Raw genomic sequence first — 18,821 nt, forward strand, 5'->3', positions numbered from 1 at the left:
CGCGCCGGATTCTCTCCGGCGCGGGCTCTCTCGGGGCGGGGTGGTTACTCCTGCGGCTTGGCGGTGGCGGCCAGCAGCGGGACGGCCTCCTCGGCGCTCATCCGGCCGGTGACCTTGTCGTAGGGCACCTTGTCGGTGAACTCACCCATGCGCCTGCTCTTGGCGCGCTCCTTGTTCATGATGGGCTCACCGATTCCGGTGTGGCTGTGGGGGATCGTCACCGACTTGGGGTTGACGCGCAGCACTTCCCACCAGGTGCCATGGCAACGGACGTAGTCGCCCTTGGCGAAGTCCTCCTTACGCCAGACCTTGGCGCCGTTGGCCTCGGCCTCGGCGACCGCCTCTCGCCAGTAGGCCAACTGCTCGTTGGTCTCGGCGAGATCGGCCGTGAGTCGGTCCCGGTAGTCCTCATTGCTCGTCCGCGCCAAGTTGCGCTCAATGCGGCGCTCCTCGGCCTCCAGCTTCTCGATTCGGCGCAGGGTCACGCCGAGGTTCTCGCGGCCGGACCGGTAGCCCTGGGCGGCCTGGGCGCGCTCTTTCCAGTAGCGTCCACGCCCGGCCTCCTGGGCGGACTGGTCGAACTTGCGGCCGATGCCCTCTCGGTAACGACGGTCACGCTTCTCGCTGTGGTGGCCGATCAGGATCGGCTGACCGAACGGGATGGCGTCCGCGCGCTTCTTGGCTTCGGCCTCCAAGGCCTGGGCGTGGCCGGTGGCGCGCTCGCCGCGCTCGGCGTAGCGCTCGGCGCGGTCCTCGGCGCGGTCGTAGCTGGCGGCCTCGTGCTCGGCGAACGATGTCGCGGCCGGGGTGGTGTTGTCGATGGTGACGCTGACCTCGTGTCCGGCCGCGCGCAGCTTGTCGGCGGCGGGGTTGATGACCCACGTCTTGGCGGCCTTGCGGCGCGAGTGGGGCACGTACCAGGCGCCGAGGTTGCGGGAGAAGCGGAATCCTTCCGCCTTCAGGATGGGGCCGGTTCCGTCGCCCTTGGCGGTGCCCTCGACCAGGGTTCCCTGTTCGCGGTCGTGGTTGATCTCGATCACGGGTGTGGCTTCTTCCTTCGTGTGGGCGGTGCGGGGGGAGGGTGTCGGTCTCCCCTGCCGCGTTTTCATTATGAGTATATCAGTAGTTGCGGCGTGCTCTGACCATATCCACCAGGGAAAATGTGCAGAGGGTGCGGCGAGAAAACTCGCCGCACCTCCTGAGTAGTCGGGCTAGTCCTGGGCGCGCTCGACCTGCCGATCGGCGCGCACGGTCCACTCACTCCTGCCCCGGCCGGGGATGATCAGGGGGAGGCGCACCAACGCGGGGTGCTCGGGCGCGGGCTCGGGGTCGCGCAGCACGCGGGCCGGTCCCCACGTGGTGTGTACGGTGTCGTCGGCGCGCAGTTCGCTAGCGTCAACGGTCTGCGGCGGGGTGTTGCCGGTGGTGGTCATGGTGGGTTGTCTCCTTCGCGTTGGGCGGTGGGGAGGGTGTCGGTCTCCCCGTGGGGCTGGGGCCGCGCCGGGCTTGTCGGCGCGGGGCTGGGGCGGGGCGCCCCCGCTGCGGGGGCGCCCCGGGGGCGGGTTCAGTCCTGGTCGTTGATGCGCTCTAGCTCCTGGTCAGCGTGGGCCTGCAAGGCCTTCCGCACGGCCTTGGGGGCGTGGTAGGCGGTTGCCATCCGGTCGAGGTGGATGCCGAGGTGGGCGACAAAGCCTGCGTACGCCGGGAACTCAAGTTCGCGGGCCGCGCGCTCGATCATCGCCGTGACGTGGGCCCTGTCGGCCTCCAGTGCTCCGGGCTGGGTGTGGTCCAGGGACCACACCTCGGGCTTGGGGGCCCTGAGGATGTCGGCGAGGATCTGGCGCTGCTGGGCGTCGGCCTGCTGGTCGATCGCCGCGCGCAGGGTGTCCAGGCGGGCGCGCTGGGCCGGGTCGGCCTGGCGTTCGCAGGCGCGGATCTCGGCGCGGGCCTGGTCGCGGTCGGTGACCTGGCTGCCGCTGGCGAACGCGTAGAGCGCGCTGGTCTGGCCGTTGTGGAAGTCGGCGGCGATCTCGCGGGCCTGGTCCATCTGCTGTGCGTTGGGCACGGGTGTTCTCCCTGGTGTGGGCGGTGCGGGGGGAGGGTGTCGGTCTCCCCTGCCGCGCTTTCAATATGAGTATATCAGTAGTTGGGGTGTGGTTGAACCACAACCACCAGCGAAAACACGAAAACCCGCGCCGGATTCTCTCCGGCACGGGCTCGCGGGGGGCGGGGGTTAGGGCCGCGGCACGGCGCGCAGGTGCCCCCCGGGGCGGCGCAGGCGCGAACGGAGCGCCTCACACGCTTCCTCGGTGGCGGTCTCGGGCGCTTGCTGGTGGTGTCCGCTCTCGTGGGCGGGCTCGCGCAGGGTGGCGCTCTCGTAGGCCTGGGTGAATCGCGCCTGTGCCTGGTCGGGGTCGATTCCGTCCAACTCCACCACGGGGTCGCCGTTGAGCTCCCCATCGGGCTGCACGAGCATGACAAGGGTCTCGCCCTCGGGCGCGGCCTCGTGGCGCGCGGTGGAGACAACCCAGGTGCGGCCGTCGTCGGTGCGCAGCACGCGCCGTTGCGCGCCGTTGGTGACGGTGGCCTCTCCGAGAACGGCAACGCGGGCGATGCGGGGGTCGGTGTCCTGGTGGTGCATGGCGGTTTCCTTCTTCGTGTGGGCGGCGCGGGGGAGGGTGTCGGTCTCTCCCCGCTCGGATGGGCGGTCAGGCATCGTCGGCGCAGTAGCGCTCCTCGGTGCGCAGCTCCTCTACGCGCACCCACGGCATGATGCGCTCGGCGTTCGTCTCGTCTTCGGTCTCCACCAGCAAGTCCAGGGCTCCCACGCCAAAGCGCAGGGCCTGTTCCAGATCTTCGGTGTTCATGCCGATGCTGTAGCTGACCACGCGCAGGCGCACGGTAGCGCCGACGATGTGGGCGGCCTCGGTCTGCTCGGCCTCTTCGGTGACGTGGCGTTCGGCCTGGTTCAGCATGGATCCGGCGTCGTGCCCGTCCTCGGCTGCGGTGTGCAGTACGTCGGTGATCAATCCGGTCATGGCCTCGTGCCCGCTGACGCCTTCGGACTCGGCGTAGGCCTTGAGTGCGGCGCGCGCGGAGGTGATGCGCGCGGTGCGGGTCTGGGCTGGGAACTCGATCATGGTGTCTTCCTTCTTCGTGTGGGCGGTGGGGGAGGGTGTCGGTCTCCCCTGGCGGGGCGGGGCCGCCCTGGGTGGGGCGGCCCCGTGGGGCGGTTCAGCCCTGCATGGTCTCCCAACGGGAGTGCAACCGGTCCAGGCGCTCGGCCAGGGACTGCACCGGCGCGCCCTGGGCCTTGAGGATGAACGTGCCGTGTGTGGCCTGGTCAAGGCGGGTGTTCGCCGTCTGGGCGTCACCGTCGACCAGGGCCAGGGCGGCCGCGCTCAGGTGGGTGACAACCGCGTGGTGCAGGACCTCGGTGCTCATCGGGTTTGCCTTTCGTGTGGGCGGTGCGGGGGGAGGGTGTCGGTCTCCCCTGCCGCGCTTTCAATATGAGTATATCAGTAGTTGGGGTGTGATTGAGCCACAACCACCAGCAAAAACGCGAAAACCCGCGCCGGATTCTCTCCGGCACGGGCTCGCATGGGCGGGGTTGGGTCAGCTTCGGCCGCGGTCCTGCTCGGCCTGGGCCTGTCGCACAAGGTGGACGAACCCGGCCAGGATCTCGGCGACGGCTTCGCTGGTGCGGCGGATGGGCGGCTCTCCCGGGATGCTCACCTCGGGGGCCCATCCGAGCAACACCTCGGCCTCATACAGGCCGCTGGTGGACAGGGCCGGGGCGGCGGCGTAGTGCTCGGCGCGGTGGGGGCCGTAGGCGTCGGCGCTCTGGGCCTGGTCGCTGCGGACGATGCCGGGCACCAGCACCAGGGCGGCGGCCACGTCCTGGCCCTGGTGGTCCAACAGCACCAGGACATGGCCGATGGCCGCGGTGACCTCCTCGGGGGTGGGCAACCATCCGCTGTTGACGCACGGGGTCAGATCCCGGGTCAGCACGCGCGCGGCGCTGATCCGGCGGGTGATGGAGTCTTGGCGGGGGAGTGGGGTCCAACCCTGGTGCGGGTCGATGGCCTGGTGCGTCATGTTCGTCCTCTCGCGTGGGCGGTGGGGGAGGGTGTCGGTCTCCCCCTGGGGGTGGGCCGCGCCGGCCGGTCGGCCGGCGCGGGGTTTGGGTGGTCAGTAGGGCAACTCGTTGAGGTGTTCGCTCAGACCTCGGCGCCGCTGCTCCTCCTCGGGGGTCGGGGCGGGCGGGGCGTCCTCGTTGTCCGCTGGGCTGTTGGTCGCGGTGCGCAGTAGCTCGGTGAGGCGCTCGGCGTCTCCTCGCCTGACGTAGGGGAAGCACAGGTCGGGGCCGTCTTCGATGTGGACGTGGATGCTTCCCCCGGTCTCGTCGGGGTCGTGCTCGTCGGGCTGCGCCTCCAGGAACGCGCCGAGTGCATCGATGAGCTGGGCGAACACCTGGCGCTCTGAGTCGTAGGACATGACGGGTCTGCTTTCGTGTCGGGCTGGTCTGGGATGGGGGTGCGGCCCCTGCGGGCCGCACCCCGTGCGCGCCGGTCAGAACGCGAACGGCTCGTGAGCGTCGTAGACCTCCCACTCGGTCCCGTGGGCGGCGTACTCGGCGTGCATCAGGCACACCAGGACGTTCAGGCACAGCAGACGCGCCTGCTCGTGGTCGCGCGGGGCGGGGACGTCGCCCCGGTGGGCCAGGAAGGTGACCATCTGCGGGAAGTCCTCGCTCGGCCGGTGGTACTTCAGTCCCTCCGGCTCGACCTCCTGGCCGTCGGCGTCGTTGCGCTCGTCCTCAACGACGCCGCGCACCTCCTCTACCAGGACGGCGGGGTCCTCGCCGAGCCAGACGCTGGCGCGCGCGTAGACGGCGACCGCGACGCTCTCCAGGTAGGACATCTCGCACGGGTCGGTGACCGGGTCGGACAGGTCCTGTTGGAGCGCGACCACCAGGTGGCGGGCGGTGGCCACGCGGGTCTTGAGGGCGGCCAGCGCCTGGAGCTTTTCGCCGAAGGTGGGTTCGTGGGTCATGTTCTGGTGCTCTCTTTCGTGTGGGCGGTGCGGGGGAGGGTGTCGGTCTCCCCTGCCGCGTTTTCAATATGAGTATATCAGTAGTTGGGGTGTGGTTGAACCACAACCACCAGCAAAAACACGAAAACCCGCGCCGGATTCTCTCCGGCACGGGCTTGCAGGGGTCGGGGAACGGGTCAGCCTCGGCGGCCGCGCCGGTGTTCAGCTCGGCGCTCGATCGCCTCGGGCATGTCGGCGTCGTGGGCCAACGACCGAGCCCCGCCCTCGTCGTCCAGGTGGATGACCACCTGAGCGATGAGTTCGCGCGCCGCGTCCTCGTAGCCGCCCGACTCCAAGACGTCCGCGCCCCCGTTGATCTGCTTCACCGCCTCGTTGAGCAGACGGCTGCGCACGGACCGGTCCAGCCGCGTTTCCAGCCGGTACCACGGGTCGCGCTCGCTCGTGGGGTACTTGATCGCGTTGTCGACGCACAGCAGGCCAAACGCCAGGGTCACCAGGTGACCCCGGAGGTAGTGGGCCTTCATACGCTGCTCTTCGTTGATCAGGTCCGCGCGCAGGCGGTCAGCCTGGCCGAGCTTTCCCGGGGTCTCCAGGTCGGCCAGGATGTACAGGCACTGGGCTTCCCTCCACCCCCGTTCGGTGAGCCATTCGACCTTTCGCTCTCCAGCGCCTTCAACCATGCGGTAACTGAAGGTGAGTCCCTGCTCTTCCATCCCGGGGACGGGCTGGGGGACCTCGCCGAGCGGGTGGTCAGCCGCCGCGATCAGGGCGGTGACCTGCTCGGGGTTGTGGGCGGGGTGCTGCATCGGGGTGTTCCTCTCGTATGGGCGGCGGGGGAGGGTGTCGGTCTCCCCCTCAGGGGCTGGAGCCCGCGCCGAGGCCTTCGGCGCGGGCTCGGCAGGATCTAGGGGATCAGGGTGAACCACTGGCCGAGACCTCCGGTGGAGGCCTCGCCTTCGACCTCGATGACCGGGTTGAACGAGGATTCGTCGTCGTATCCGATGTGCAACCGCACGGTGTGGTCGTAGTTGTCGGACTCCTCGACGTGAATGCTCACGTGCACGCCGTAGCCCTGGAGTGCGCCGCGCAGGCCCTGGCCGTGCTCGTCACCCTGGTAGTGGCGCAGGGTCAGCTCCTGGGCCTGGGCCTGGCTCATGCGGTTCTGGCGCTCCTTGAGCTTCTCCAGGCGGTCGATGAGGATCCGGTTCGCGGCCACGCCGTGGCGCTGGTAGATCTCATACCCCTCGGTCAGGGAGGTTTTGGCTCGGGAGGTTCGGCCCTCGCCGAGGTCCTGCTCGATGGTGAAGATCAGCCACGCGAGTCGTTCGTGGTCGTGCTGGTACGGGGACATGCCTGCCTCGTTTCGCGGTGGGCGGTGCGGGGGGAGGGTGTCGGTCTCCCCTGCCGCTCTTTCAATATGAGTATATCAGTAGTTGGGGCGTGGTTGAACCACACCCACCAGCGAAAACAAAAGAATCCATGCCGGATTCTCTTCGGCCTTCGTTGTCCCCTCCGGCTGGTCACCGTCGTCTCGCGGCACCGGGCCGGCGCCGAGCTGGCTCCTGGGCGCCACGCACATGGACATGCGCCTCCACGGCTTCGACCGGTCGCGCGCATGCGGGCCTCACCTGGCGCGCCGGCCCCGACGTCCGGGCAGGCGGTTGAACCACTCGGCGACTGCACGGGCCTCGTGCAGTTCCTGGGCATGGGGTTGCGTCGCGGATCCCTCCTCGGCCGACGCCTTGCCCTCGACTGGCGGCGGGAACCCCTCGTAGCCGCGGTAGCGGTACTTGTAAAGGTCCTCGGCGTGCTCCAACCCTGCGCGCACGGCGATGGCGTACAGGGTGAGGTGCTCGCCCTCCTCGAACAGCTCCGGGTCGATGCGTCGGTCCCGCGGGCGGGGGTAGGCCTCCAGTTCGGTGAGGCTGTAGACGTCGGGAGCCTTCCCCCTGCGCCTGGTGGCCCATCGGGGACCGGCCACCTGCGGGCGCACGTTCCAGTCCGGTCGGCGCTGCCACGACTTGACGGTGACCGGGTTCTCCTCGATGAACTGCGCCCACTGGTCCAGCGTCACGGGGGTCTCGGGGAGATCGGCCAGGATGTCGCGACTCAGGCCCCGTTCGTCCAGCCACCGCTCCAGCGCCTCGGTGTGGGCCTGGGCATCGCGTGCGATCCTCTTGGCGTAGGGGAACCCGTTCAGCTGGGCCCATCGGAGCACACCGAGTTGGTCTTGGGGTGGTGTCGCGCTCATGTCCTGGCTCCTTCGGTTCGGCCGCCGGAGAAGCCGGCGGACCCGTGGTAATGTGACCGGACCACACTGCGGACTCTGTTCTGAGGTTCCGGCCTCCAGAGATCAGTGTTTTGCGTGTGGGCGGAAAATCGGCGGTCGTGGGTGTCGGCTTGGTCTCTTGCAGACTGGGTTCCTCGGCCGCCACTTTCATGCCCGAACAGGCCGGCGGCCTCGTCGGCCCCACTCGGCGCGGATGACGAGGATGCCGCCGCGGGGAAGGGCGTCGGTCTTCCCTGCCACAATTTCAATATGAATATATCAGTAGTTTGGAGTGCTGGGGTCCTTCCGGACGAACTTCTTCCTCAACGCCCTCCTGACGGCTTCCACAGCACGTCCTACACTGGGGCACATGACCAACGCAGACCCGCGCGAGGAACTCCGGCGACGCCTGGACTCCGGTGAGATCACCGCCGGTGAGGCTGACCAGGCGCTCGCCGCGCTCGACCGTGAGGGCGACCTCGCCGCGGTACGCGCGGCTGAGCGCCCCGGAACACTCTCTGTCCAGGAGACGTCCCGGCGGGTCGACTCTTGGGGCCTGGACGGCGAGATCGCCGAGATGATGGAACGCCTCGGGCTCGAACCGGCCTCTCGGTGATCGGCGGCCGCGTCCTGGACGTGACGGCGCTGACCGCCTACGCCACCGGCCGGATCTACGCGCGCGCCCTGGTGGGCGCCGCCCAACGCTCCGGCGCCTTGGTCCTGGCTGTACCGGCTGCGGCTCTGCTGGCCGCGCGGGGCCAGTTGTCCGAACCCGCGCGGGCCGAGCTGACCGAACTGGTCGACTTCGCCCCCATCGTGGTCGATGAGCTGACCGCCGAGACGGCGGTGCGCGCGGGTGACCTGCTGGCACGGGCCCGTCGGCGCCCACCGGGGGATGCGACTGCGGTCGCGCAGGTCGCTCTGAGTGCTCGCGCCCGTGCCTGGCCGGTGGTCACGGCCGAACCTGATGCGCTGCTGGCGCTGGATGCCGCGCTGGTGATCGAACGCCTGCCCTGAGCTGCTGTTTCCAGTGCGCGGGGCCCGCTCTGCCTGGTCCGGGCGGGGTTCCGGCGCCTGCTCGCCGAGGTCGCGCACGTCCGGTCGGCGCCGGGTTCCCGACCGGGATGCGGGGGTCCAGGGGCGCGGAGCCCCTGGTACCACCAGCCCTGGACCGATCCGCTGATCCCTGCTCGACGCTACAGCTTCGGTGCGTACCGAACCAGCTGGTGATGCTGGTGCCCGGGGGCTTGCGACCCTTTGTGTTCGTGGTGTCGGTGAGTGGCCAGGAACGGCGAGGCTGGGCGTAACACGAAAACCGCCGACGGCCCTGGCGGGGTCGTCGGCGGTCTCGGGTGTGCGGCCTGCTGCTCAACCAGGTAGAGCAGCAGGCCCCCGGAGTGAGGTTAGCTGTTCTTCCACGGGATCTGGTCGGTGTTGCGGGTGGCGGCGTAGCGCTCCACCGCCTTGCGCAGGTAGAGCGAACCGGCCTTGGTCACCACGATCGGGGTCGGGGCTTGGGGGTCGCGCCGGGGCGACCCCTCGCGGAGAAGGTCGCTGGCTCGGGGCTGGGTGACGTCCAGGATGCGGGCGGCCTCGGTCGTGCCGACCACGTCCAAGGGTTCGGGGTACATCAGGTGCCGTACTTCCTCGGCCTCGGTCATGACAGTGAGGGCCTCCACCTGCGCCCCGGTGACGCCAGCGGCCTCCACCGCGGACAGGGCGCGCTCCTTGGCCGTGGCGGCGGCCTCCAGGGGATCGGCGTGGTCCTGGTGACTGCGTACGGTTAGCGTGCCCCGAGCGGCGTCGTAGCGCGTGCGCCCCCCTGCCGGGGCGGCCCGGCCCAAGGCCTCGACGCGCTCGCGCGTCTCGGATTCGACCGGTGTGGGGATTCCTGATATTCCGATTTCAATGACCCACATCGTAGGGCCCCTCCTTTTCTGTTTCCTTTTCCACTTCTGCGCGTTTGTGCTGCGGGACTGTCAACGACCGGTGGGCGGGCCGCCCCTGGCTGGGGCGGCCCGGGGTCGGCCTACTCCTCGGGGTAGACCAGACCGAGCCCGCGCAGGGTGCCGAGCAGGTGGATCAGCTCGTCACCGGTGCGGGGGGTCTCCTGGACCGAGACGTACACGCCGTCGTGGCCGAAGTGCCACGAGTCCTGCTCGACGTTCCGCCATACCTGGAAACCCTGGCGGCGAGCGGCGGACGCCATCTTGTCCATGAGGGCGTTGATGATTTCTTCCCGCATCTGTTCTTTTCACCTCCTTTCCGTTTGGTGTACCACCATCTTAGCACAGTTGGTTATGGCTCATAACCAACATTGGGAAATTCTTGGATGTGTCGCGCACCACATTCTGCTGGGCCCCGGTGTGGTCTCCGGGGCCCTGGGGGAGCACGGATCAGAACAGGCGGAGTGGTTCCTCCGGCCGTCCGGCCTCGCTCGCGCGGTGGAAGGCTGCTTCGACGTCGGCGGCGGCCTCCAGTTCCGCTGGGACCGGCTCACCGCGCCTTCGTAGGGCCCGGACCTGATCGCGGGCGGCCCACGCTCCTCGGACGGCCTCGCGCAACGCCTCGGCGCGCACGCTCCTGCGGCCAGGACCGGTCCGGATGTCGTTGAGCGGCCACGCGCCCTTGCGGCGGTGGAAGTCACGCAGGTTTTCGGCGCGGCTTATGAGGTGCCAGTGGTTGGGATTCTGGCAACTCGGTTCGTCGCAAGCGTGTGCCACGACCGGATCAGGGACGGCCAGGGTCGGGGTGATCAGCCGTTGGTGGTGGAGCTGGTAGCCGTAAACGTGGGCGCTCACCGTACGCCCGGCTGCGCCTCCTGCGGCGCGTCCGGCTTTGAGTTTCCCGTGGCCTGAGTCTGAGAGCGCTGAGCACCAGGGCCAGCATTGGTCCTCGCCGCGCCGGTAGGTGGCGGCCGCGTAGGCGCTCGCGGTCTCCTCGCACGCCAACAGCTGGTGCCAGATCTCGGCGGGCAGGCGCGGGACGGAGCCGCGTCGGCGCCGAGACGGCTCCGTGCCCTCCTGCGGTTGTGGGTCAGGGACCAGGCCACCGAACAAATCAGGCATGGGGTGACCCTTCCGGGTGTCGGGCGGCCGTGGCGTGCTCGGCGGGGGACGGGGCCGGGGCGTCCTCGACCGGGCGCGTGGTGGGTGTGGTGCGGCGGCGAGGGTGGGCCGCGCGGGTGCGGCTCGGGGGTGCCATCGGGGTCTCCTCCATGTCAGGTGAGCGTGATGGTCACGATGGTGGCCACGGCCAGCAGCACACCGGCCAGGGCCAACCCTGCGGCGGCGGCTCGCTGGTGAGCGTGTTTGCGCACGGCGATGCGGGCCTTGGCGGTGGCGCGCTCGGCGTGCCACCGGGCCTCGGCCGCCGGGTCCGCAGCGGCCTGGGCGAGTTCGTCGGCGAGTTCGGTGCCGGTGAGGCGCGCGTAGTGGGGGACGCCGCCGACGCCTCCGTGGCGGGGCCACATGGCGGCCGCGAGGATGACCAGCACGCCAGCCAGGACGGCGGCGGCCGCGCCCATGGCGGCCTGCGCCACGACGGGGAACCCCCCGTCTGCGCTGGTCAGTCCGGCCCCGGCGACCAGGATGGTCAGCAGCACACCGGATAGGCCGGCCAGAGCGGCGTTGCTGGTGTCGGTGCGGGCGAGATCGGTTGTGGCATCGGCCGCGGCGGCCTCGGCCAGAGTTGCGGGGACCGCCTCGACGTGCCGGCGCGGTGCGGGGGCGGTGACCGCGGGTGCCTCCTCGGTATGGGGCTGCGCGGGTGCGGGGGCCTGGTCGTCCTGCTGGTCCTGCTCGGCGGTGTCGGTGGTGTCGGTAGTGGTGTCCGTGGGGGTCGTGTTCATCGGCGGCCCTCCGGGCTGTGTGGGGAGTCGGCGGGCGGCTTCTCTGCGTCCGCGCGGAATGCTTCCTGAAGGGTCGCGACGGTCGCGACCTTGGCGAGTCCGGCCGGATCCTCGACCCCATTGGCGATCCAGAGCAGCAACTCCCGGTAGAGGATGTGCTCTGCCTCTCGGGCCGCGTCGTGCTCGCCGCGGTCGTTGAGCGCGGCGATCTCGGCGACGCGGTCGCGGATGTCCTGTTCGTTCATTGGTCTCCCTCATCAGAAGTGTTGGCGCGCAGCCGCTCGATTCGCTCACGCAGTTCTTGGATGTCGTGCTGTCGGCCGGTGCGCTCGGCGGTGAGCTGCCGCTCCAAGTCGGCGACGCGCTCGACCGTCTCCGCACGGGCGGCCTGAGCGGCGTCGCGCTCGGCCTCGGCTGCTGCGCGGGCCTCGTTCGCCTCGCGGGCCTGGTCCTGCGCCTGCCGGGCACGCTCGGCCTCGGCGACGCGCTCGCGGTCGGCTCGGTCGGCGCGCTCCTCGGCGCGTTCGGCGCGGCCCTCGGCGCGCTGGAGCCGGTGCTCGGCCGTGGTCGCGCGCTGGGCCTCGCGCTGGCGCTCGCCCTCGGCGCGGTCGGCGCGCTCGGCCTGGTGCTGGGCTGCCTCCTGGGCCTGGGCCAACTCGTGTTCGATGGCGGCCACGGCCTGGCGCAGGCGCTGGGCCTCCTCGATCGCCTCCACGCGGGCGGCCTCGGCCGTGTCGGCGCGGGCGGTCGCCGCGGTGGCGGCCTCCTGGGCCTGGTCGGCCTCGCTGCGGGCGGCGCGCTCCTCGCGCTGGGCCTGGTCGCGGTCGCGTTCGGCAGCGCGACGCTGGTCTTCGGCCTGGGTGGCGCGGGCCAGCGCGGTCTCACGGTCGGTCTCGGCCTCCTGGCGGCGCCGCTCGGCGGCGGCCGCGTCGGCGCGGGCGGTGGCCTCGTCCTGGCGGGCGGCGATTTCGGCTGTGCGGGCGCGCTCGGCCTCGGCCTCGGCGGTGCGGCGGCGCTCGACCTCAGCCTGTGCCTGCTCGGTGGCGGCGGCCGCGGCGCGGCGCTGCCGGTCGGCGTCGGCGGCCTGGATCTCGCGCTCGTGCTCGGCTGCCTCGGCGCGGGCGGTCGCCGCGGTGGCGGTCTCCTGGGCCTGGGCGGCCTCGCTGCGGGCGGCGCGCTCCTCGCGCTGGGCCTGGTCGCGGTCGGTCAGAGCGCGCTCGGTCACCTCTTCGGCTGCGGCCTGGGCGGCTTCGGCCGCCTCGGCGCGGGCGGTGGCCTGTGCGGCGTCGGCGTGGGCGGTCTCGGCGACCTGGGTGGCGCGGGCCACCTCGCCCTGGGCCTCGGCGCGCGCGGCGGCGATCTGCGACTCCAGGCCGGCGGGGGAGGCCAGTTCGGCGAGTTCCTTGCGGATGCCCTCGCCGACCTGGTCCAGGCGCTCGATGATCTCTTCGGCGCGGGCCACGGTGCCGAGCAGGCCAGGGGAGTTCTTGTCGCGCACCCGAGCGGCCTTGGCGTCGTTCTGGCAGCGGCGGGAGCAGTAGTTCGGCGGGCGTCCGGCGCCCTCGGCGGGGCGGGTGCGCTCGATGAGCCCGGAGCAGTAGGCGCACCGGTGGGGCCACCAGCCGTGCTCGGGCTCGTGATCGGTGGCGGGCGGTTCGGGCGGAGTTTCGGTCACGGACGATCCTCTCGGAGTGGGTGTACACCCACCCTACTATTTCTGGAATACTGTTTCTAGTATTCCAGAAATTAGCTGAAGAAAAATGCCGCATGCTGGCGGCGGCCGCGACCCGTTTTTTCGCTTGTCCCGGGCGGCTCGGCTGTGGTGGCGCCTCGGGGCGGGTGCGGCGGTGTCGGTGCGTGTCCTCCTCGTCGTGGTGCTGGTTCGTGGTCACCGTGGTGACCGGGCGGAGTTCGGGTGCCGGGGGCCGCCGTAGCGGTGGCCGCGGGCTCCTCGGGGCGCTGCCCCGGGTGGGGCGGGTCGTCCTAGACCAGGAGTTTACCGCGCCGGACACGGCGGTGTCAGCGTTTTGCGGCCGCGCGGCGGGCCTGGTTTCGACACGGCGGTGAGCAGTACCGGCGCTGGCGTCCCCGGTCGGCCGGCGGGAGCGGTTGGGTGCATCCGGGCCCGGCGCACGGGGTCGGGTGGGGTTGGGCGTCGGGGTGGGCGTTCTCGATCGCCTCGGCCAGGGTCACCAGGTGGAGGGCTTGGGGGTGGGTGGGATCGATGGCCAGGGCATCGCGCACGCTGCGACGCAGTTGGTCGGCCAGGGCGGACAGTCCCCACGTGCCGTCCAGGGGCGGCATGCGTTCGTCGGCCAGGGCCCGGCGCCGCTGGGGGGTGGTCCACGCGGGGTCGGCCAAGGTGCGCAGTTCCTGGAGCAGCTCGGCGGTGCGGGTGCGCAGGGCGGCGTGTTCCTCGATGGCCAGGGGGTTGATCTTGCCGAGGCGGTTCAGGGCCCGCGCGTTGCGCGCGGGGTCGGCCCTCAACCGCTCGTGCTCGCGCGCCAGGGCCACCTGTCGGGCCAGGGGCGTGCGCTGGCGGGCCAGTTCCTGGACCAGGGCGATCGTGCGCTGGGCCGGGGCGAACAGGGCCACGGTGGGGTCGGTCTCCAGCAGCTCCAGCAACTCCTGGAGGTCGGCGCGCTGGTCCTGTTCGTCGGGGCCCATGCGCTCCAGCTGATCACGCAGGGCTCGGCGGGTGTTCACCACGTCGGGGTGCTCGGCCAGCTCGGGTGGGGTGGTCATGGTGGTGTGCTCCTCGGGATCGGCGGCCGCGGTGGTGGGACTCACGCGGCGGCTGCCAGGGCCTGGGCGCGGGCTGCGGCGTGGTCGGGGCGTCCATCTGGGGTGCGGGGGTAGGGGGTGCGGCGGCGTCCGGTCATCTGGATCAGGGAGCCGCGGGGCGCGCGCAGGACCTCGACCTCAGCAACCCATGCGGCCCACACCCGGCGCTCGTGTTCGTAGTGGGCCATGCGCCGGGCGCGGGTGCCCTCGACGTCCAAGGCTCGGGCCACGTCGTCGTAGCGCTCGGGGAGTGTGCGCAGGTGGCTGGTAGTGGGATTGGTGGCCACCAGGTTCCAGGATGCGAGTGTGCGCAGGTGGCGGGCGATAGTGTCCGGGGTGTAGCCGGTGCGCCGGGTCAGAAATTCTACGTCGTAAGGGTGGGTGTTCTTCGGGGTCTCCTCCACCGCGGCCGCGGTGGCTTCCACGTGGCGGCCGAGCCCTCCCGTGCCTTGTGGGCGCGGTGCGGTCCATACGTCGTGCGCGGCGTGGTCGGAGCGTGCGCGCATGCGGGTTAGCAGGGCCTCGCGGGTCAGGTCCGGGGGGCAGTCCGCAGGCGCTGGGGTCGCTTGTGTCCCACCCTGCACACTGGGAACTTCACGCACCTGCTGCACAGCCCATTCGGTGGCCGGAACGATCCGGTAGGTGTGGGCGCGTCGACCCTCGCCCTCCTCGATGAGGATGAGGCGGCCGTCCATCACCAGACGCCCGAGCGCGCGGGCCGCGGTGGAATGGACCATCCCGGTGGCGTCGGCCAGACGGCGGCCGTCGACCTCGACCGTGTCCGTGAGCGCCTCCAGCGCCAGCTGGGCCACATGGTGGACCGCCTTGCGGTCGCTGGCCCCAGACTGGGAACGCCACCAGTGCCCGAACTCGGCGGTGGCCGCAGCCACCTGCTCGATACTCCACACCATCTCGACCAGCGCGCACACCTGCGGCGTGTCCTGGGTGCGCTGCTCCCTGCGGGGCAGACGGGCCGCGTAGGCGACCTGACGGCGCCACTGGCGGTCCAACACCGCGTGCTGGGCGGCCTCGGTACGCGGGCGCCGCCCGAACTCCGTGGCCTGGCTGCGCACGTGCGCCCACCCGGGCGCGTCCGGACGCCGCGCGTATGCGGTCCGTACGTCGGCGAGGCTCCAGCGGGACAGCGCCAACCCAGTGAGGATCCGCGCCAGGTGCGCGGAGGCGTCCGCCTCGGGGGCCTGGGCGAGCAGCTCGCGGGTGACCTGCGACATCTCCCGGCGTCGGCCGACCAGCCGCACCGCCTCGGTATCGATGATCCCGCCCGAACCGGCGGCCGTCTCCTGGTCCTCCTCGACGGGCACCGGGCCGAGGGCCTCCGCGAACCGCTCCAGGCGCTCCAGGGTGTTGGGGGCGGCGTCGGCGTAGGCGGCGGCCGCGACCGGGTCGCGGGGCTCGATCAGCCGCGAGTACCCGCCCGACCGGTGCGGGGCACCCGGCGGACGCACACACCCCATCTTCGGGTTGGTCAGCGGGGACTTGTCCACGCTCGAGCACCGGTGCTTGGCCGCATGCGCGATGCGCGCCACCAGGGACGCCGGGGCTCCAGCCGCTCGCGGGTCGTTGACCGGTACCCACAGGTGGAGACCCCCGGCCGAACCTGAGGCGGCCACCAGGTAGGCCAAACCAGCGTCGTCCAGGTACTCGGCGAGGAACGCCGCATCGGTGCGCACCTGCTCCGCGCCGACGGCCTTGGCGTCCAAGTCGAACACCACGAACTTGAAGCGGCCGCGCCTGTCCGCGAGGTAGATGGCGTACGGGCCCTGTGGCGGGGCCGCGGTGACGCGCACCTCGTCGTCGTAGGAGTGCGCCCACGCACCGGACTCGGTGCGCACGTCACACCGCACGCGACCACGCGGAGCGTGCCAGCGGGTGAACTCCTCCCACACCTGCTCGGCGCGGGCGTCGGCATCGGGGGACAGGTCCGGCCTGGAGACGTCTGTACGCCGCTGTACACGCTTCTCCTGCCCGGTTTCCGGGCATACTCGGCCAGACCCGGGGGCGTCATGTATGATCGGCTCCGTTGGGTACTTGTTTTGGGTACTACACGCCGAAGGCCCCGCCCGGTGAGGGAAGGCGAAACGGCAGAGGCGGACCGCTGCAAACGGCCCCCTCGGCGCAGACCGGCCTGCAAACCGGACTGCGGTGGTGAACAGCTGCAAACTGCTCACCTGGGTTTAGTTGTGTGAATCTATGAATCAGAGATCGCTGGCTGTGGCAGGCGACGCGGTCTCTACTTCAATCTCGTGGCTTAGGCCCGGTCTCCGACCGGGCCTCACGTGTGTCTAGGCACTCATCAGTTGCTCTTCCTCGTCGTCCATGAAGGACTTGACGTTTTCCTCGACCAGTTGGTCCAGGTACTCCTGTACAGAGACGCCTTTGGCTTCCGCAGCCTTCTCCAGGGCCGTGTTCACCTTGGTCTTGAACCGGAGTAGACGCGGGTGGCGCGGGCCTTTGTTGGGGCGCCCGCCCTTCCTGGTAGGGCGATCACCCGTGTTGCCGGATGTGCTCATGACCCCATTCCTATCAGATATCAGAAACACGTGGGGTCGCTTTCCGGCGTGTCAGGGGAACTTTCGTGGTGACCGATTCCGGCCATGGGCGATGTGTGCCCCCATGTCCGCTTTTCCCTGCCATCCCTGCTAGCGTCCTCGCCAGGCGTTCAAAACAGGCCACCCGACCACACCATAGTCACTCTCCGGAGTCGTACGATGGCAGATAATGGGGGGGCCGAAACCCGTTAGGATCGTCCCATGAATCTACGGAGGTGCACGTGCACGCGCTCGTGACGACGAACGTGCTCGGCACGATGAGCTTAGGTCGCGGGACTACCCGGCCTTGAAGCTGGCACCGCCGCCTGTTCTCCTGCGCCCCCTCCCCGCGTTCCCCTATCTCCCAGAATCGATCCATCCATGCTCTCTGCTGTCGGCGCGCTCGACCTGGGGCCTGTGCTCCTCCTGGCCGATGCCAACGCCCCCGATACCGGGGGCCTCGCGGACTTCCTGCGCGGCTTCTTCGGTCCGCTCTTCCTCGTCATCGTGTCCATCGTGGCGATCTTCTTCCTGTTCACCAAGGAGGTCACCCGGTTCGCTCAGTTCATCATCCTGGCGATCTTCATCGGGATCGTCTTCTACGTCCCCGGCATCATCGAGGTCATCGCCGTGGCCATCGCCCGAGCGATGGGCGTATCGACGGAGTAGGCGCACCTGCCGCCATCTGAAACTCACTGCAAGGGGGGATCTACTGTGAGTAGTAGCTACAACGGGGCGAACAACTTGGATCTGCCGTCCTCGGACGAACTGATTCCGGGAGGCAGCAACATGACCTGGCCTGGGGGACGGGTGCCGGGCAACGCTCCACCACGAACGTCCCTTACGCCGCCGGCCGCGGAGTCTCGCACTGAACCGACACCTCCAGAGCCCAAGGTGGAGCCCGAACCTGAGGTGGAGAGGCAGAAAGCACCTTCGTCTGACGATGCTCCGCCGGTCCCGGGCATTCCGGCTTACAGTCCGCCGTCGGAACCTCCGCCTGCCGCTGCTGTCGGGGAGCCTGGTGCTGAGGACCATGTGGACCTGTGGGCCGAGCCGCTGCCGAACCAGGACCAGGACCCGGCAGAGGCCGTCTTCCCTCCGCTGTTTCCTGCTGCCGAAACGGATGGGGGCACCCGTTCCCCAGATTCCCCTCCCGACGGATCCATTCCGGGAGATCAGCAGGTCCGTGCCTTCTTCCTAGGTGAACCCCCTACACCTGCTGCGCCCCCGGCTCCGGAGACATCGGCGGACCTGACCACTGAACGGCTGATGCGCTCGCGCGCATCCGCGAACGTCCCCCGCTCCGGCTGGCGCCAGTGGACCTACCGCCTGACCCGGGGCCGGATCAACCCCGGTGAGTCCCGGATCGAGCAGTGGAGGCGCACCCGACGCGCGGCCGCGACCACGCACCTGCGGGGGCACCGGCGCATCGCGGTGCTGTGCATCAAGGGCGGCGTGGGCAAAACCACCATCGCGTTCCTACTGGGTGCGGTGTTGGCACAGCTGCGCGGGGACCGGGTGATCGCGGTCGACGCCAACTCCGACCAGGGCACCCTGGCGGGGAGGCTGCGAACAGAGACCTCCAAAACCATCCAAGACCTGCTGAGGGCCCCTGAGGCACGCGGATACTTCGACGTGCGGGGCTACACCTCACAGGCTCCCAGCCGCCTGGAGGTCCTGGCGTCGAACGAGGATCCCGAAGTCACTGACGCGTTCTCGGCGTCCGACTTTCAGCGTGTCACAAACATTCTGGAACGATACTACTCGATCTGCATCTCGGATTGCGGAACGGGAATCCTGCACGACGTGATCCGGGGCAAGGGTGGAGTTCTCGACCGCACGGATCAGCTGATCGTGGTCTCCAACACTTCGGTGAATGGCGCTAAGAAGGCGTCTGAGACCATGGACTGGCTGGAGGAGAACGGTTATAAGGAATTGGTTCGTAATTCCATTTCCGTGATCAACCGGGTGGGCGAGAAGGTTGATAAGAAGATCGACATGCGGCAGGTACTGGCGCACTTCCGGTCGCGTTCGCGGGCCGTGGTCCAGGTGCCGGTGGATGACCACCTCGCTGAGGACAGCGCGATCGACATGGCCCAGCTCGGCCCTGCGACTCAGGATGCGCTTCTGGAACTGGCCGCGCTCGTAGGCGCCGAGTTCAGCAAGCAGCCCACCAGCTAGGACAAGGCCACCACCCACCACGTGTTCCCCGCACGTGTGCGGGCCGCCCCGGGACCGCTCAGGTTCCGGGGTTTCTCGCGGAAAGGATCAACCCCCATGCGGCAGAGTCGTTCCCCTCAGCGGCGAGGCCCTC

26 protein-coding genes are annotated in these 18,821 nt (G+C 70.0%); 4 read left to right on the forward strand and 22 right to left on the reverse strand.

The window, feature by feature from the left end; translation table 11 throughout:
- Positions 1–44 precede the first annotated feature (44 nt).
- From NE857_RS33805 to NE857_RS33860, 12 genes are all read right to left on the reverse strand, one after another.
- Positions 45–1,040, reverse strand: a complete 996-nt coding sequence (locus NE857_RS33805) for a DUF3560 domain-containing protein (protein WP_254422261.1) — start codon at positions 1,038–1,040, stop codon at positions 45–47.
- A 171-nt stretch (positions 1,041–1,211) separates the two neighbouring features.
- Entirely contained in the window at positions 1,212–1,433 is a 222-nt protein-coding gene (locus tag NE857_RS33810; protein ID WP_254422262.1) for a hypothetical protein, read from the reverse strand.
- A 131-nt stretch (positions 1,434–1,564) separates the two neighbouring features.
- Entirely contained in the window at positions 1,565–2,065 is a 501-nt protein-coding gene (locus NE857_RS33815; protein WP_254422263.1) for a hypothetical protein, read from the reverse strand.
- A gap of 168 nt (positions 2,066–2,233) precedes the next feature.
- Complete coding sequence (locus NE857_RS33820; RefSeq protein ID WP_254422264.1) at positions 2,234–2,716, reverse strand: hypothetical protein; 483 nt, start codon at positions 2,714–2,716, stop codon at positions 2,234–2,236.
- On the reverse strand, positions 2,709–3,140 hold the full coding sequence (locus NE857_RS33825) for a hypothetical protein (protein ID WP_254422265.1): 432 nt from the start codon (positions 3,138–3,140) through the stop codon (positions 2,709–2,711). Before NE857_RS33825 ends, NE857_RS33820 begins: the two co-directional genes overlap by 8 nt.
- Before the next feature lie 94 nt (positions 3,141–3,234).
- On the reverse strand, positions 3,235–3,444 hold the full coding sequence (locus NE857_RS33830; RefSeq protein WP_254422266.1) for a hypothetical protein: 210 nt from the start codon (positions 3,442–3,444) through the stop codon (positions 3,235–3,237).
- A gap of 171 nt (positions 3,445–3,615) precedes the next feature.
- Positions 3,616–4,098: a hypothetical protein gene (locus NE857_RS33835; RefSeq protein ID WP_254422267.1), complete on the reverse strand. Its 483-nt coding sequence runs from the start codon at positions 4,096–4,098 to the stop codon at positions 3,616–3,618.
- A gap of 93 nt (positions 4,099–4,191) precedes the next feature.
- Entirely contained in the window at positions 4,192–4,497 is a 306-nt protein-coding gene (locus NE857_RS33840; RefSeq protein WP_254422268.1) for a hypothetical protein, read from the reverse strand.
- Positions 4,498–4,572: 75 nt separating this feature from the next.
- Entirely contained in the window at positions 4,573–5,055 is a 483-nt protein-coding gene (locus tag NE857_RS33845; RefSeq protein ID WP_254422269.1) for a hypothetical protein, read from the reverse strand.
- Positions 5,056–5,231: 176 nt separating this feature from the next.
- The gene (locus NE857_RS33850) at positions 5,232–5,861 is read right to left on the reverse strand and encodes a hypothetical protein (protein WP_254422270.1); all 630 of its coding nucleotides are present in this window, start codon (positions 5,859–5,861) and stop codon (positions 5,232–5,234) included.
- A gap of 98 nt (positions 5,862–5,959) precedes the next feature.
- Positions 5,960–6,406, reverse strand: a complete 447-nt coding sequence (locus tag NE857_RS33855; protein ID WP_254422271.1) for a hypothetical protein — start codon at positions 6,404–6,406, stop codon at positions 5,960–5,962.
- A gap of 273 nt (positions 6,407–6,679) precedes the next feature.
- Positions 6,680–7,306, reverse strand: coding sequence for a hypothetical protein (locus tag NE857_RS33860; RefSeq protein ID WP_254422272.1), 627 nt, complete (start codon positions 7,304–7,306; stop codon positions 6,680–6,682).
- Positions 7,307–7,694: 388 nt separating this feature from the next.
- Between NE857_RS33860 and NE857_RS33865 the strand changes: the two genes are divergently transcribed.
- Positions 7,695–7,940: a hypothetical protein gene (locus NE857_RS33865; protein ID WP_254422273.1), complete on the forward strand. Its 246-nt coding sequence runs from the start codon at positions 7,695–7,697 to the stop codon at positions 7,938–7,940.
- A complete protein-coding gene (locus NE857_RS33870; protein WP_254422274.1) occupies positions 7,937–8,341 on the forward strand; it encodes a hypothetical protein in 405 nt (134 codons plus the stop codon). Before NE857_RS33865 ends, NE857_RS33870 begins: the two co-directional genes overlap by 4 nt.
- Before the next feature lie 386 nt (positions 8,342–8,727).
- On the opposite strand, the gene NE857_RS33875 is transcribed toward NE857_RS33870, so the two are convergent.
- From NE857_RS33875 to NE857_RS33920, 10 genes are all read right to left on the reverse strand, one after another.
- Positions 8,728–9,243 carry a hypothetical protein gene (locus tag NE857_RS33875; RefSeq protein WP_254422275.1) on the reverse strand — a complete coding sequence of 172 codons (516 nt, stop codon included), beginning with the start codon at positions 9,241–9,243 and terminating at the stop codon, positions 8,728–8,730.
- Between the two features lie 110 nt (positions 9,244–9,353).
- On the reverse strand, positions 9,354–9,569 hold the full coding sequence (locus tag NE857_RS33880; protein ID WP_254422276.1) for a hypothetical protein: 216 nt from the start codon (positions 9,567–9,569) through the stop codon (positions 9,354–9,356).
- A 151-nt stretch (positions 9,570–9,720) separates the two neighbouring features.
- Positions 9,721–10,392, reverse strand: a complete 672-nt coding sequence (locus NE857_RS33885) for a hypothetical protein (RefSeq protein ID WP_254422281.1) — start codon at positions 10,390–10,392, stop codon at positions 9,721–9,723.
- Positions 10,385–10,528 (reverse strand): hypothetical protein, encoded by a 144-nt coding sequence (locus NE857_RS33890; protein WP_301184375.1) that lies wholly within the window; start codon positions 10,526–10,528, stop codon positions 10,385–10,387. The genes NE857_RS33885 and NE857_RS33890 overlap by 8 nt, the downstream gene beginning before the upstream one ends.
- Before the next feature lie 16 nt (positions 10,529–10,544).
- Positions 10,545–11,174, reverse strand: a complete 630-nt coding sequence (locus NE857_RS33895; RefSeq protein WP_254422282.1) for a Pycsar system effector family protein — start codon at positions 11,172–11,174, stop codon at positions 10,545–10,547.
- A complete protein-coding gene (locus NE857_RS33900; RefSeq protein ID WP_254422277.1) occupies positions 11,171–11,419 on the reverse strand; it encodes a hypothetical protein in 249 nt (82 codons plus the stop codon). Before NE857_RS33900 ends, NE857_RS33895 begins: the two co-directional genes overlap by 4 nt.
- A complete protein-coding gene (locus NE857_RS33905) occupies positions 11,416–12,849 on the reverse strand; it encodes a coiled-coil domain-containing protein (protein ID WP_254422278.1) in 1,434 nt (477 codons plus the stop codon). Before NE857_RS33905 ends, NE857_RS33900 begins: the two co-directional genes overlap by 4 nt.
- 344 nt (positions 12,850–13,193) lie before the next feature.
- On the reverse strand, positions 13,194–13,964 hold the full coding sequence (locus NE857_RS33910; protein ID WP_254422279.1) for a hypothetical protein: 771 nt from the start codon (positions 13,962–13,964) through the stop codon (positions 13,194–13,196).
- On the reverse strand, positions 13,961–15,811 hold the full coding sequence (ligD, locus tag NE857_RS33915; protein WP_254422185.1) for a non-homologous end-joining DNA ligase LigD: 1,851 nt from the start codon (positions 15,809–15,811) through the stop codon (positions 13,961–13,963). The genes NE857_RS33910 and ligD overlap by 4 nt, the downstream gene beginning before the upstream one ends.
- Before the next feature lie 450 nt (positions 15,812–16,261).
- A complete protein-coding gene (locus NE857_RS33920) occupies positions 16,262–16,489 on the reverse strand; it encodes a hypothetical protein (RefSeq protein ID WP_254422186.1) in 228 nt (75 codons plus the stop codon).
- 399 nt (positions 16,490–16,888) lie between these two features.
- On the opposite strand from NE857_RS33920, the gene NE857_RS33925 reads away from it, so the two are divergent.
- Both NE857_RS33925 and NE857_RS33930 read left to right on the forward strand, forming a co-directional pair.
- The gene (locus NE857_RS33925) at positions 16,889–17,176 is read left to right on the forward strand and encodes a hypothetical protein (protein ID WP_254422187.1); all 288 of its coding nucleotides are present in this window, start codon (positions 16,889–16,891) and stop codon (positions 17,174–17,176) included.
- A gap of 366 nt (positions 17,177–17,542) precedes the next feature.
- Positions 17,543–18,688: a MinD/ParA family ATP-binding protein gene (locus tag NE857_RS33930; protein ID WP_254422188.1), complete on the forward strand. Its 1,146-nt coding sequence runs from the start codon at positions 17,543–17,545 to the stop codon at positions 18,686–18,688.
- The last annotated feature ends 133 nt before the right edge of the window (positions 18,689–18,821 follow it).

Origin of the sequence: Nocardiopsis exhalans (assembly GCF_024134545.1) — a bacterium.
In the GTDB taxonomy this organism is placed as follows: domain Bacteria; phylum Actinomycetota; class Actinomycetes; order Streptosporangiales; family Streptosporangiaceae; genus Nocardiopsis; species Nocardiopsis exhalans.

Bases quoted from the DNA above. Each gene is read 5' to 3' on its own strand.
- NE857_RS33855 (WP_254422271.1), bottom strand. From the start codon at position 6,406: ATGTCCCCGTACCAGCACGACCACGAACGACTCGCGTGGCTGATCTTC.
- NE857_RS33890 (WP_301184375.1), bottom strand. From the start codon at position 10,528: ATGGCACCCCCGAGCCGCACCCGCGCGGCCCACCCTCGCCGCCGCACC.
- NE857_RS33860 (WP_254422272.1), bottom strand. From the start codon at position 7,306: ATGAGCGCGACACCACCCCAAGACCAACTCGGTGTGCTCCGATGGGCC.
- NE857_RS33920 (WP_254422186.1), bottom strand. From the start codon at position 16,489: ATGAGCACATCCGGCAACACGGGTGATCGCCCTACCAGGAAGGGCGGG.
- NE857_RS33900 (WP_254422277.1), bottom strand. From the start codon at position 11,419: ATGAACGAACAGGACATCCGCGACCGCGTCGCCGAGATCGCCGCGCTC.
- NE857_RS33865 (WP_254422273.1), top strand. From the start codon at position 7,695: ATGACCAACGCAGACCCGCGCGAGGAACTCCGGCGACGCCTGGACTCC.
- NE857_RS33835 (WP_254422267.1), bottom strand. From the start codon at position 4,098: ATGACGCACCAGGCCATCGACCCGCACCAGGGTTGGACCCCACTCCCC.
- NE857_RS33880 (WP_254422276.1), bottom strand. From the start codon at position 9,569: ATGCGGGAAGAAATCATCAACGCCCTCATGGACAAGATGGCGTCCGCC.
- NE857_RS33850 (WP_254422270.1), bottom strand. From the start codon at position 5,861: ATGCAGCACCCCGCCCACAACCCCGAGCAGGTCACCGCCCTGATCGCG.
- NE857_RS33830 (WP_254422266.1), bottom strand. From the start codon at position 3,444: ATGAGCACCGAGGTCCTGCACCACGCGGTTGTCACCCACCTGAGCGCG.
- NE857_RS33875 (WP_254422275.1), bottom strand. From the start codon at position 9,243: ATGTGGGTCATTGAAATCGGAATATCAGGAATCCCCACACCGGTCGAA.
- NE857_RS33820 (WP_254422264.1), bottom strand. From the start codon at position 2,716: ATGCCTGACCGCCCATCCGAGCGGGGAGAGACCGACACCCTCCCCCGC.
- NE857_RS33885 (WP_254422281.1), bottom strand. From the start codon at position 10,392: ATGCCTGATTTGTTCGGTGGCCTGGTCCCTGACCCACAACCGCAGGAG.
- NE857_RS33845 (WP_254422269.1), bottom strand. From the start codon at position 5,055: ATGACCCACGAACCCACCTTCGGCGAAAAGCTCCAGGCGCTGGCCGCC.
- NE857_RS33925 (WP_254422187.1), top strand. From the start codon at position 16,889: ATGCTCTCTGCTGTCGGCGCGCTCGACCTGGGGCCTGTGCTCCTCCTG.
- NE857_RS33840 (WP_254422268.1), bottom strand. From the start codon at position 4,497: ATGTCCTACGACTCAGAGCGCCAGGTGTTCGCCCAGCTCATCGATGCA.
- NE857_RS33825 (WP_254422265.1), bottom strand. From the start codon at position 3,140: ATGATCGAGTTCCCAGCCCAGACCCGCACCGCGCGCATCACCTCCGCG.
- NE857_RS33810 (WP_254422262.1), bottom strand. From the start codon at position 1,433: ATGACCACCACCGGCAACACCCCGCCGCAGACCGTTGACGCTAGCGAA.
- NE857_RS33895 (WP_254422282.1), bottom strand. From the start codon at position 11,174: ATGAACACGACCCCCACGGACACCACTACCGACACCACCGACACCGCC.